The organism is Flavobacterium sp. (genome assembly GCF_028689845.1).
GTDB lineage: Bacteria > Bacteroidota > Bacteroidia > Flavobacteriales > Flavobacteriaceae > Flavobacterium.
Genome location: NZ_JAQVCH010000019.1, coordinates 20,087 through 33,052, shown reverse-complemented (window position 1 = coordinate 33,052; position 12,966 = coordinate 20,087). Strand labels below are relative to the sequence as shown.

Below are 12,966 nucleotides of genomic sequence, written 5' to 3'. Positions count from 1 at the left end.
ATATGCCTGTAAAAATTAAAACAGTGGCCACGGCACTGCCAAAATATTCGCGTGAAACAGCTGATATTTTACCTTTTTTAGAAAGTTGGTTGCACGGTCAAGATTCTCGTTTTATCCGAAAAGTAAAAAAAATATTTGAAGGAGCTCAAGTTGACAAACGCTATTCTATCATGGATCCAGAAGATGTTTTTAGCTTACGCTCTTTTGAAGAACGAAACACCATTTATGCTCGAGAAATGATTGAACTGGGCGAAGAAGTATTAACCAAAGCCTTAAAACAAGCCGAATGGAAACCTGAGGAATTGGACTATATTATTACCGTGAGTTGCACCGGAATTATGATTCCGTCATTAGATGCTTATTTGATTAATCGTTTGCATCTAAAACAAGATATCGTGCGACTTCCCGTGACCGAAATGGGTTGTGTGGGCGGTGTTTCGGGAATGATTTATGCTAAGAATTTTCTCAAAGCTAATCCAAATAAACGAGCTGCTGTGATTACTGTTGAAAGTCCGACCGCCACTTTTCAATTAGACGATTTCTCAATGGCCAACATGGTGAGTGCTGCCATTTTTGGTGATGGAGCGGCCTGCGTTTTATTGTCTTCTTTTCCAGATGAAGTTGGTCCAACTGTACTAGATGAAGCCATGTATCATTTTTATGATAAAGAAAAAATGATGGGTTTTGATTTGACCAATAACGGTTTAAAAATGGTTTTAGACATTGAAGTGCCAGAAACGATTGGCGAACATTTTCCTGCCATTATACATCCGTTTTTAGCTCAAAATGAGCTGCTGATTAAGGATATTGACCACCTTATTTTTCATCCCGGTGGAAAAAAAATTGTACAATTAGTCGAAGGTTTATTTCAAGAATTAGGAAAAGATATACACGATACCAAGGAAGTACTACGATTGTACGGAAATATGTCGAGTGCAACTGTTTTATTTGTGTTAGAACGTATTTTAATTAAAAAACCAACTGCTGGAGAACGCGGACTACTGTTGAGTTTTGGTCCCGGTTTTACAGCACAACGCATTTTAATCGAATGGTAAAAAAATTAGAAAATCAATGGGCATTAATTCTCGGTGGAAGTGCTGGTTTAGGATTAGCTACTGCCAAAAGATTAGCTCAATCAGGAATGAATATTTGCATTGTCCATCGTGATAGTCGGGCGGCGATGACGGAAATTGAAACTGATTTTAATTTAATAAAGAGATTTGGTGTTAAATTGCTAACATTCAATTGTGATGCAACCAATCCTGAAAAAAGGATGAATTGTTTACAAACTATTCAAAATGAGTTGAAAAACGAACGAATAAATTTCATGGTTCATAGTCTAGCCAAGGGAACATTGAAAGGAATGGTAGGTGATAATTTGTTAACAAATGATGATTTCACGATTACGATTAACGCCATGGCAATCTCTTTATACGATTGGACAAAAGCTATTTTTGAACTGAATTTATTTGCTAAAAATACGGGAATTATTGCTTTTACAAGTGAAGGAAGCAGCAAACCAATCCCCTTTTATGGGGCAGTTAGTGCCGCCAAAGCAACATTAGAAGCTATTTCAAGACAAATCGCTGTCGAATTTGCACCTTTTGGAATTCGTAGCAATTGTATTCAAGCTGGCGTAACCGATACAAAATCATTGCAACTAATTCCAAATAGTGATAAAATTAAAGCAATTGCAACAAAAAGAAATCCAAATAAACGATTAACAACCCCGGAAGATGTCGCCAATGCAGTATATTTATTATGTCAGCCTGAAGCTCTTTGGATTAATGGAGCAATAATTCCTGTGGATGGTGGAGAACATTTACAATAAATAGCTCATGAACGAACTAAACCAATTGATTTTAAGTAAATTACCGTATTCAAAACCTTTTTTGTTTGTAGACGAATTAATTCGAATCGATGAGAATGGGGTGGAAGGTTGTGTAACATTTTCGGAAGAATTATCTTTTTATAAAGGACATTTTATTGATAATCCCATTACACCTGGAGTTATCTTAATTGAAACGATGGCTCAAATTGGCCTTGTTTGTTTGGGAATTTACTTGACGATAAACGATAAACCTAACAAAATTGCGTTTACTTCCTCAGAAGTTGCTTTTTTAAAACCCGTTTATCCAAATGAAAAAGTAACGGTCATTTCAGAAAAAATTTATTTTCGTTTTGGAAAATTAAAATGTAAAGTAAAGTTACTAAATAGTCAAAACGAGGAAGTTTGTACAGGAACATTGGCCGGAATCATAATAGCAGCGTAAAATGGTAAAGCAAAGAGTTGTAATTACAGGATTAGGTGTTGTTGCTCCCAATGGAGTGGGAGTTGCTGCTTTTTCAAAAGCCATTCAATTGGGTTTATCGGGAATTCAACATGATTCAGAATTAGAACGCTTGCAATTTTCTTGTCAGATAGCAGGAAAACCAATTATTTCAGAGGCAATGAAATGTTTTTATTTCACTGAATTGGAATTACGCAATTTCAATGCAAACGGCATATTATATGGAGTGATGGCTGGAATGGAAGCTTGGAAAGATGCTGGTTTATCGTTAGAAATTAATGAAAATCCTGACTGGGAAACCGGAACAATTTTTGGTTCGGGCACTTCAGGAATTGATAAATTTCGGGAAAGTATTTATAAAATTGACGATTTTCAAACAAAACGTTTAGGCAGCACCGTTGTGGCTCAAACCATGAACAGTGGTGTCAGTGCTTATTTAGCAGGAAAATTAGGTTTAGGAAACCAAGTAACAACCAATTCTTCTGCTTGTGCAACCGGAACGGAAAGTATATTGATGGGATATGACCGCATTATTTCAGGCCAAGCCAAACGCATGTTGGTAGGCAGCACGAGCGACAGCGGACCTTATATTTGGGCTGGTTTTGATGCGATGAAAGTCTGCACTTATAAACATAATCAATCGCCTGAAACAGGTTCGCGGCCTATGAGTGCTTCCGCTTCTGGATTTGTTCCAGGAAGTGGAGCAGGAGCATTTGTGTTAGAAGAGTTAGAAACCGCTTTGGCCCGAAAAGCAACTATTTATGCCGAAGTTCTGGGCGGGAATAGCAATTCGGGTGGACAACGAGGCGAAGGAACGATGACGGCACCTAACTCTATTGCGGTACAAAAATGTATTCGAGCAGCTTTAGAAAACGCAGCTATTAAACCTTCAGAAATTGATGTGATAAACGGACACCTAACTGCCACATCTAAAGATAGTTTAGAAATTCTTAATTGGACAAAAACTTTAGGTTTAAACGGCACTAATTTTCCGTATATTAATTCGTTAAAATCGATGATTGGTCATTGTTTAACCGCCTCTGGAAGTGTGGAAAGCGTGGCTACCGTTTTGCAAATTAAGGACGGTTTTATTTTTCCAAATTTGAATTGTGAAGATTTACATCCTGAAATCGCTGACTTAGTGGATTCATCAAAAATTCCGATAAAATTGATTCATAAAGACATTAAGGTTGCCATCAAAGCAAGTTTTGGCTTTGGTGATGTGAATGCTTGCGTAATTTTTAAGAAATTTAAAATTTAAAAAAATATGAAAAAAGAAGAGATAATTCAAAAATTAAAGACCATTGTCAAACCGTATATCAAAAATGAAGAAGCTTTTGAAAACCTTTCGGAAGAAACCGATTTTATAAGTGATTTAAAAATCAATTCGGCTAATTTAGTCGATGTAATATTAGATATCGAAGAAGTTTTTGATGTAGAAATAGACAATGAATCGATGGAGAAAATGATCAATGTTTCTGCTTCAATTGCAGTTATTGAAGCAAAATTAGCTAAAAAATGATTGGAAATGATGTCGTAGATTTAGCACTAGCTGCAAGAGAAAGCACGATTTCTAGAAAAGGTTTTTTAGATAAGTTATTCATTTTAGAAGAGCAACTGTTCATCAAAACTTCTGAAGATAAAACATTGACAATTTGGACAATGTGGAGTCAGAAAGAAGCGGTTTATAAAATTTTAAGACAAAAAGGAGCGACGAGAGGGTTTTATCCTAAAAAAATAGAATGTATCAGTATTGAAAAGGTTCGTTATCAAAACGAAGTTTATTATACAAAAACGATAAAAGAAGGAACTTGTTTGCACACCTTAGCGGTTACTAAAAAGGCTGATTTTAAAAATTGTATTTCGTTACCTTGCTCAGCACCCTTGATTTATAACAGAGAAATTCCGTTTTTTAACGATAACGGAAAACTAGCACCAGCAACTAAAAGTCATCACGGAGAGCTGGAATTTATCTTTTTTTTAAAGAATTTAAGCAATTTTCAACCTGCTTTTTAATTTTAGAAAAATTAAGGCGGTGATATAAGCATCGCCAGAAGCGGTATGCCTATCGCTTTTTGATACTTTTAAAGTTTTGCAAAGTTCGTCTAAACTCGAATGTTGGTCTTCTTGATATCCTTTTAGTTTTTGAAACATCGCATCGGTGTCCATATTATCATTCATTAATTTTCCAACTTCCAAACGTTTTAATGCTTGATTAATCATTTCCATATCAAAATTGACATGATGCCCAACTAAAATAGCGTCTTTAATAAAATCCAAAAAGCGAATAATTGCTTCGGCTTCCACAATTTTTTCTTCTTTTCCTTCTTTTAATAAACCATGAATAGCGGCCGTTTCAGGTTTATAAAGATCTTGTTTGAGGTATAGCTCTAATGAATCATTCACATGAATAGCATTTCCAATTACGGCTACAGCACCAATTGAAAGAATGACATCGTTTCGGAAATCCAAACCTGTCGTTTCGCAGTCAAAAACAACATATCGTTTGGGTTCGGCCAAATCACCTTCAAAATTTAAAAGGTATTTTTTCCAAAATTTAGGATGTTCTTTCTTTATTTTATTAAACCAATTCCAATCCATTTCTAGGTAAAATAAGTAAGTTGAAAACGATTTTTAATGACTTCTTGTATTTCGTGAATAGGTTGAAAAGCATATTTAAGTTTTACTTTATCTGTTTTTGATAATTCACTTAAATTCAAGTATTTACCATTTGAATTATTCAACAAACCTTCTTCTGTTCGAAAACGAGAAAAGAGTGAAAAAGCTTCGGCACAATTGTCAAATAATTCAGCATTTTGTGGTTCTATCTCTGCTAATTTTTTAAAGCGATTATAGGTGTTTTGAATTCCACGAACATCTAAACTTAAAGTCAGCAATCGAGCCGCATCAATTAACGGCATTAAAGCCCGACTCTTGATATCAAAAGCATCTTTGTGTTCGCCATCATTTTCTACTAAAAATTGTCTGAAAAAACCTAGCGGCGGAGGGTTTCGCAATGCATCTGTTCCTAAATAGGCATAAAATAATTGATTGTTTTTAAGTTGTTTAAAAATATTTTCTGTCAATGAATCCACTAATTTTTCATCGCCAAAAACCAAATCATAATCAAAGAAAATAGAACACATTAGGATTCCTTTTTCGCCAGGCGTGTTTATCCAATTATTATATTGTTTATTCCAATCAGACAAAGACTTACACCACATTGGATTACTCGCCATCATCTCGGCAGGACAAAATTCAAAACCAATTTTATTTAATGTTTTAGTTACTTTTTCTGCTAATTCTAGAAAATACTTCTTGGTTTTATCATAGTTTTCATCTTCTACATCTTCAAAAACCAAAATATTATCTTGATCAGTTATTAATAGTTGCTCTTTTCTGCCTTGACTGCCAATGCTTAACCAAGCAAATCGAGTAGGGGGTTCGGCCTCCATTTTCTCTAGTGCTAACTCAACTGCTCTTTTGGAAATTGCATTGTTTAATTCGCCTACAATATTAGAAATATGTTGAATTGGAATATTTTTATCTAACGAATGTTGAATTAAATCGGTTAATTTTTCTCGAACTACTTTTAATTCTTTAGAACGAGTCGCTCTTTTTGTCTGTTTTAAAAGAACTCCGGGGTTGTTTGCTTGAGCAACCACCACATCATGCTCAGAGATAATTCCCATAATTGCGGACTTATTCGTGCCATCAAGGGTTACGCACAAATGACCAATATTATGTTTTAACATCATCATTTGCGTTTCGGCTATCGAAATATTTTCTGGAACCGTAATGACGGGAGACGACATGATTTGATCGACAGTCGTTTCAATGGGAAAAAGTCCGGTGGCGATTTTAGAACGTAAGTCTTTATCGGTCACAATGCCTAGCGGTAATTTATTTTCTTCTATAATAACACTCCCAATCTTACTTTTGGTCATGGTTTGAGCGATAGTTTTTACACTATCTTTTCGGGTTGCCGTTATTGGTTTTTTAGTATAAGATATCGGTTGAAAGAACTGAATTTCAGATTTTTGCTCATCATAAATTACGTTTTCAGAAATTAATTTTCCTTTATTGTCCTTATCATACGGATTTCGAGTATTAGAAGCGAAACTCTCCAGCAAAAAACCTAAAACAGCTTGATTTTTAGAAACATAAGGATTGAAAACTTCAATAGGTATAGCATATAACAGACTTTCTTCGCGAGCTTTTGCAGTCATTAAATAATTGTCTTTTGCAAAAAAGGGTCGTAAACCTAAAATATCTCCTTCATCACATTTATCAATTAACGTTTCATCAGCATCAGAAGTAACAGATAAACCAATAACACCTTCTTTTACAATATAAAAATAAGGATGTGTTTGATCTCCAACTTTAAAAAGTGTTTTATTCTTTTCAAGATGAATAACGTTTATTTCATTTGCTATGGTTACAAGCTCCACAAAAGATAAACTGCTGAAAGGTGGAAAATTTTTAAGAAAATCGGCAATTCTTTCTGCGATAGAGTTTTTCATACTGTTTTTGTTATGGTATAAATTTAAACAAAATTACTTGTTATCAGTAAACGTTAAAATTGATTTTATTCACAAACTTAGCTATAATTCCAAATACAACAGCGGATGGGAGCTACTTATAGATTATTATTGATTCTTTACTTATAAGTCAAGGGTGTGATTTAATAATTTTCTATTTTACATAATATAAATTATAGTTCATTATATTATATCGATAACTAGTTAATTAATAGGTGTTTTATAAAACTATTATAAAATCTGAATTAACTATTTCCTTCCAAACCTTACAGTAGTAATTAATAAAAAATTGATATTGATGAATTATAAATCGTAAATAAGTCAAATTATATTATAAGAATTATTGTACTGAAAATAGAAATAAATGTAGTTCATCGATTAAATATGATTTTTTATAGTGTCATTCATCGGATAAAAAATACATTTCATCTATATTTGGAATGTAAAACAATGAATCCCAACATCGTTCTACAAAAATAAACTAGAACATGCTATAACCCAAATTTAGCAAAAAACTAAACCTACTACTATGAGAACATTATTTACTTTTCTGAGTGTATTGCTATGTATTGTAGCGAATGCACAAACTACTACGAAATCGTATTCTGCCTCAACTGAGCTGTTTTCCAATCCTGAACGAGGTTTTTACAAACACACCGAAACACATTCGACTGATTATCATTTACTTACTCAATCCACATTAACAAATTATCGTCAAAATCAAAAAATAACTTTGATTTTAAGGGTTTTCTACTTGGAAGATTTTGTCAATTCAGCTATTTCACAAACCTATTTAAACAATATGCAAACCGATTTTAATCGAATGCGGATTGCTGGAATTAAATGTATTGTGAGATTTGCCTACAGTGATGATGAAAGTGCTAGTCCACGTGATGCTTCTAAGTCTACAATCTTAGCTCATATTAATCAATTAAAACCTGTTTTGATTGCTAATACAGATGTGATTTCTACTTTTCAAGCGGGATTTATTGGCACTTGGGGCGAATGGTATTACACTTCTCAAGCTGATTTTGGTGGTTATGGCTACAACAGTACAACTAGTTTAACGAGTACCAACTACACCAACCGAAAAAATGTAATCGATGCTTTTTTAGCGGCTATTCCTTCTACCCGTGCAGTTCAAATTAGAACACCAAAATTTAAACAACAATTATATAACACGACTACTCCACTTCCAACGGGGCAAGCTCATTCTAACTCAACTTTGGCACGAATTGGCCATCACAATGATTGCTTTTTATCTAGTAATAGCGATGTGGGAACGTATTCTAACGTAGCCACAGAATATCCATACCTAGAGCAAGAAACAAAATATTTACCAATGGGTGGCGAAACTTGTGCTGTTTTTGAATCAAGAACCAATTGCACTACTGCCCTACAAGAAATGAATCGTTTTCATTGGTCTTATCTAAATTTAGATTATCACCCTAATGTAATAAGCGGATGGCAAACGAACGAGTGTTTTAGTGAAATTCAAAACCGTTTAGGATATCGTTTTGAACTAAACAATGCCACTTTGCCAACTCAAATAACAGCCAATAGTCAATTATCGGTAAGTTTTAATTTAACGAACATCGGATTTTCGGCTCCTTTTAATGAACGCTATATTTATGTTGTTTTGAAAAATACGGTAACCAATCAAACCTATCCCATTGTGATGAATGCGAACCCTCGATTATGGTTAGGAACCAAAACAATTACTGAAAATTTACCTTTGCCAGCAGATATTGTTCCAGGTAGTTATAAAATGTATTTACATATGCCAGATATCGATAGTTCAATAGCTAACAGACCTGAATATGCAGTTCGATTTGCTAATAATGCGATGTGGGAAAGTACAACCGGTTATAATGATTTAAACCACACGGTTGTGATTAATCAAGCTTTGGGAGTTGCAGAAAACAGTCGTTTAAATGTTACATTATATCCAGTGCCTTCTGATAATGTACTGCATATTGAAATGGATTCTGTAGAAGATTATCGTTTTACTGTTTATAATTCTTTAGGTCAAGAAATTAAATTAAACACAACTCAAAATGGAAATAAAGTTAGTATGGACACGCAAAGTCTAAGTAACGGCGTTTATTTTATTCAATTTGAAAATGGTCAAACAAACGATTCCAGACGATTTATTGTCAGACATTAAACCGCTCTTTTATCTTTAAATTTGTTAGTAAAAGGTGAAGTTTTTAAAACTTCACCTTTTTTATTTAAAATTATATTTTAATCCAACATTCAAAGTGTTGGAATAAAATTTATCTTGATTAAAGAGTTCAAAGCTTCCCATAATCGAAAAATAGTTCATAATTCTATAAGACAAGGTTCCCGATAATCGTTGAAATTCATCAGAATAGTCATCATAGAAATAAGCAGCTTCTATTCTGGCTTTAAAATCATTGGCCTCGAGACCATAATTATAACCAATTCCACCGCCACCATAAAAGCGTTCGGTTAGCATCCAATACGGATAGCCATCACTTAAATCGGCAGAACCCAACTGGTAAGACGTTTCTATAAATGGAATAAATTTTGATTTCTTTTCTGTACCACTATCCCATCCTACTCGTAAAGTGGCAGAACCATCAATATTATTATCGGTCATAAAATCACTATTGGTATTACTTTTAGTATAATAATTTGATTCTAAAGCTAAACTGGCATTAATTATGCCCGCAAAATAGACACTTTGATACAAGTTTGTTTTTACCTGATAAATTTCTTTTGCGTGACCAGGTGCGGTTTCAACCGGATTGACATTCAACTCAAAAGAACTAAAATTCTTATTAAATGATTTATTGACACCTACGCCAAATTGCATAAATAAGTCGTTAAAATTATCTATTTCAAATCGAATTCGAGACCAATATTGTAGTTTATCATAAGAAAACGGATTACTAAATCGGTACTCTAAGCCGTAAACATTTCGGAATAAATTATCTTCAGAAACAGCAGGACTTTCGTCTGCGGTAGTAGATTTTAATAATCCTGGAGCAGTATTGATGCTATCTACAGTAGAACGTATTAGCGGATAAAACTCAGAGAATGTTGCGGCAACACGATGAAGATTTTTCTTTTTGTCATAAAAATTATACGATTGACGCGTCATTAAAGCTGCTTTACGATCTTGATTAGTTTGTAATTTGTTTTCTGATTCTATAAAATTACCATATTTTAAACGGTTTGATTTCGTCAACGATTTGGTAACATTATCTAAAAACAATTCGGGATAATTAGCTAATAAATCTTGTTGCAGAAAATCATCTTGATAGATTACTTCTTCATTTAATGCTTTTCTCAAAGCCTCTTTCTCTTTCGATTCAGGCAATTCACTAGCCAAAATCCAAGCTTCTTTAAATTTACCCATTGCTTGATAATAGCTACTCATCAATGCTTTTGTTTTATAATCTAATGGATTTTCTGCAATATAAATGTTGTATTCATTGATTAGTGCCTCATATTGCTTTAGTTCAAAAAGCCATTCCATTTTATTTTCAATCTCTATTTCATTACTATAAAGTGCCCAATCATACGCTTTTTGATACATTTTTGCATTTGCATAAACCCATGTGATATTGGTGGCCAACTCTTTATATTCTGCTGAAGGTTCAATTTTTTCTAACTCACCTTGAGCTTCTTGCGGCTCATACCACAATAAATGCTGAATATAATTATACATACTTTCTTTGCCGGTGTCGATACTTAAAAGTGTAAGCAACGCCTGTTTAATTTTAGCAGCATTTTCGGGAGTATTGTAATTGGCCACATAGCTGTTAAGCAAATCTTTATCCCTAGGATTTACTAAAAGTTGTGCATTGACCCATTTCTCCATTTCTAAATCGTTGGGATAACCCAGAACCTTATCTAATTCTTGGGAATACATGATATTGTTCTTCGAAGGATTTTTTGAGCAATGTTTACCTAACAATTCCCATACTTCTACCCCTTTTTCTTCCCAAGACATGTATTCTGCATATTGATTCCAAGTTTGATAATCAATTTCTGCTTCAGATAGCATCCGTTTTTTTAACGCTATTATTTCAATTGCTAGTTTGTCTTCTTCCGCATCAACGCCAACATCTCCTTTATCAAATTCATCAACCTTTGCTAGAAAAGTATAATATTCTTTGTTGATATTACTATAAATAAAATCCAATTCTTTTTCGCGGTATTCGCGATAATCTTTAATTTTTATGGATGGATCATTGGTATAAATAGAATATAAATAACCGTCTAAATACTTTGTTTTAGAATAAATAACGGCAATCGTTTTTAATTGCAATTCAATATTTTCAGCATTTTCTGTGGTGCCATACATAAACCAATACTGACTATTTAAACCTGATTTTTCTGGATTTAATTTATCCACAAAATAATAACCATTCATTGTTTTATGATTAAAACGCGAAGCTCTCCAATTATAGGCAATCACTCCGCCTTTTTTAGCATTATAAAAACGTGATTGTGGAAACGTGCTTGTAAATTCCTGTAAATAATTGTCGAGTTCATGATATAATCCACCATTTTTACCTTTGGTTTTTTTCCAACCCATTCCGTGCGGATTCCGCAAATCAAATCCACCCGCACTTTTGTTAAACGGACTAGGAATTTGAAAAACATCATCTGGATGCACAAAATGATTCCAGATTCCAGTATATAAATACAACGATTGTAAATTATATTTTGTGTTATCATCAATATGAAAACCGCTAGAAATTCTTGGATAATCAAACATATCGTGCTGATATGGATCAAAGTCATATTCCCGATTTCCACCATCAAAGGTTTCACCTAAATATAAACTACATAAAAAATGAATCGACGGCAAACCTTCCTTTAATTTTTTGATTCCCGTTTGATCCACATAATTGGAAGGCGGTACATAAGTCACAGGTAAATCGCCGAAATTGCTCACTTTCCACTTCTTTTGAACTCCTTCTAGAGCTGTTACGATAAACTCGGGCTTCTTCCAATCTCTTTTTAATAAAGAAACATGGTTATAGCCATGAAAACCAAGTTCATGTCCGTTTTTTAAACAATCCCGCATTAACCAACTACTCAAAGGTTCTGTGTTGTTATTTTGATTTATTTTTTTATCATCCCATTGACTAAACAAAAAAGGCGGATTTGTTTTAACATTATAATCAAAGGCAGGAATTGCAGTATAACTAATTTGGTATTTTTTTGCTAAAATTTTCATGTCTGGCCACCAAGCTTTTTGCACAAAATCGGCAATAGACATGTTCATTTCCGACTTGATGGGTTCTTCTTTTGCGTCGTATAATGGAGCTGGAAAATCATCTAAAAAAATCGTATTTGTATTGGCAATTGGATATGGAATTCCTTCTAATCCCATCATCATGGCTGAAAATAGAAGACCGCGATCCATTTTTTCAAACTCAAAAGTGGTATTTAAATTTACAACTTTACCCTTCCCTACCCGATTATCCAAAATGGTAGGATATGATTTATTGTTTATCGCCGTAGCATAAATTTTAATTTTAGATTTATCAAAATTTTCTCCACTCATTCCAAAATGAATTATACTTTCACGAGCTATCGTGCCTGTTAAAGTAGGAATAAATGGCTCTGTAAATTGTATTCCAAATGAGGTAACATCGGTGGTGTATTCTGAGCTACTTTTCATTCCTAAAAGGAATCCAAAACGTTTATCTTCACAAGCAAATGGTAAAAAAAGTGTACCGCCATCGGAAACAAATTTTAAAATCTTTTTAACTGATTCGTCATTTAATTTTTTAGTTTCTAAAACACATAAAACACGAGTTGATTCAGCTATTTCTAAGTTGGCATTCCAAGATTTTATATTAATATTTTGGTATGGAATTTTGGTATAATTAGCTAATTTTTTAAGGTGATTGCTATATTTCACACTCATTGGATTTTCGAAATCGATGATGTATTGCACCAAAGGAGGCAAATTCAAAGCCTCTTCAGAATATCGTTTAAAAGTTGTATTTTCAGTTTCACTTGAAAATAAATTAATATCATTTGGGTTGATAATGGCATCAAAATCTGCACAACTAATGGTAAACAAGAACAATAAACAAATAATACTTTGTTTGAAAATTCGATAGTTTGGGGCTCGTTTTTTCATA

The 12,966-nt window shown here is 33.5% G+C and carries 10 protein-coding genes; 7 read left to right on the top strand and 3 right to left on the bottom strand.

Features of this window, described 5'->3' with window-relative positions:
* The first annotated feature begins 2 nt into the window (after window positions 1–2).
* From PHR76_RS08630 to PHR76_RS08605, 6 genes are read left to right on the top strand one after another with little or no spacing between them, the layout of a single operon-like run.
* On the top strand, window positions 3–1,055 hold the full coding sequence (locus tag PHR76_RS08630; RefSeq protein WP_300061051.1) for a type III polyketide synthase: 1,053 nt from the start codon (window positions 3–5) through the stop codon (window positions 1,053–1,055).
* A complete protein-coding gene (locus tag PHR76_RS08625; protein WP_300061048.1) occupies window positions 1,049–1,831 on the top strand; it encodes an SDR family oxidoreductase in 783 nt (260 codons plus the stop codon). Before PHR76_RS08630 ends, PHR76_RS08625 begins: the two co-directional genes overlap by 7 nt.
* A gap of 7 nt (window positions 1,832–1,838) precedes the next feature.
* Window positions 1,839–2,273: a hydroxymyristoyl-ACP dehydratase gene (locus PHR76_RS08620; RefSeq protein ID WP_300061045.1), complete on the top strand. Its 435-nt coding sequence runs from the start codon at window positions 1,839–1,841 to the stop codon at window positions 2,271–2,273.
* Between the two features lies 1 nt (window position 2,274).
* The gene (locus PHR76_RS08615; protein ID WP_300061042.1) at window positions 2,275–3,552 is read left to right on the top strand and encodes a beta-ketoacyl-[acyl-carrier-protein] synthase family protein; all 1,278 of its coding nucleotides are present in this window, start codon (window positions 2,275–2,277) and stop codon (window positions 3,550–3,552) included.
* 6 nt (window positions 3,553–3,558) lie between these two features.
* Window positions 3,559–3,813 carry a phosphopantetheine-binding protein gene (locus tag PHR76_RS08610; RefSeq protein ID WP_300061039.1) on the top strand — a complete coding sequence of 85 codons (255 nt, stop codon included), beginning with the start codon at window positions 3,559–3,561 and terminating at the stop codon, window positions 3,811–3,813.
* Window positions 3,810–4,307, top strand: a complete 498-nt coding sequence (locus tag PHR76_RS08605; RefSeq protein WP_300061036.1) for a 4'-phosphopantetheinyl transferase superfamily protein — start codon at window positions 3,810–3,812, stop codon at window positions 4,305–4,307. Before PHR76_RS08610 ends, PHR76_RS08605 begins: the two co-directional genes overlap by 4 nt.
* Here the strand turns inward: PHR76_RS08605 and PHR76_RS08600 are convergent.
* Both PHR76_RS08600 and PHR76_RS08595 read right to left on the bottom strand, forming a co-directional pair.
* Window positions 4,281–4,892: an exonuclease domain-containing protein gene (locus tag PHR76_RS08600; protein ID WP_300061033.1), complete on the bottom strand. Its 612-nt coding sequence runs from the start codon at window positions 4,890–4,892 to the stop codon at window positions 4,281–4,283. The two genes, PHR76_RS08605 and PHR76_RS08600, sit on opposite strands and share 27 nt — an antisense overlap.
* Before the next feature lie 2 nt (window positions 4,893–4,894).
* On the bottom strand, window positions 4,895–6,814 hold the full coding sequence (locus tag PHR76_RS08595) for a DUF294 nucleotidyltransferase-like domain-containing protein (protein ID WP_300061031.1): 1,920 nt from the start codon (window positions 6,812–6,814) through the stop codon (window positions 4,895–4,897).
* 547 nt (window positions 6,815–7,361) lie between these two features.
* Here PHR76_RS08595 and PHR76_RS08590 point away from each other — a divergent pair.
* Window positions 7,362–8,999 (top strand): DUF4832 domain-containing protein, encoded by a 1,638-nt coding sequence (locus tag PHR76_RS08590; RefSeq protein WP_300061028.1) that lies wholly within the window; start codon window positions 7,362–7,364, stop codon window positions 8,997–8,999.
* Window positions 9,000–9,059: 60 nt separating this feature from the next.
* Here the strand turns inward: PHR76_RS08590 and PHR76_RS08585 are convergent, their stop codons facing one another.
* The gene (locus PHR76_RS08585) at window positions 9,060–12,965 is read right to left on the bottom strand and encodes a DUF2194 domain-containing protein (protein WP_300061025.1); all 3,906 of its coding nucleotides are present in this window, start codon (window positions 12,963–12,965) and stop codon (window positions 9,060–9,062) included.
* Window position 12,966: the final 1 nt, after the last annotated feature.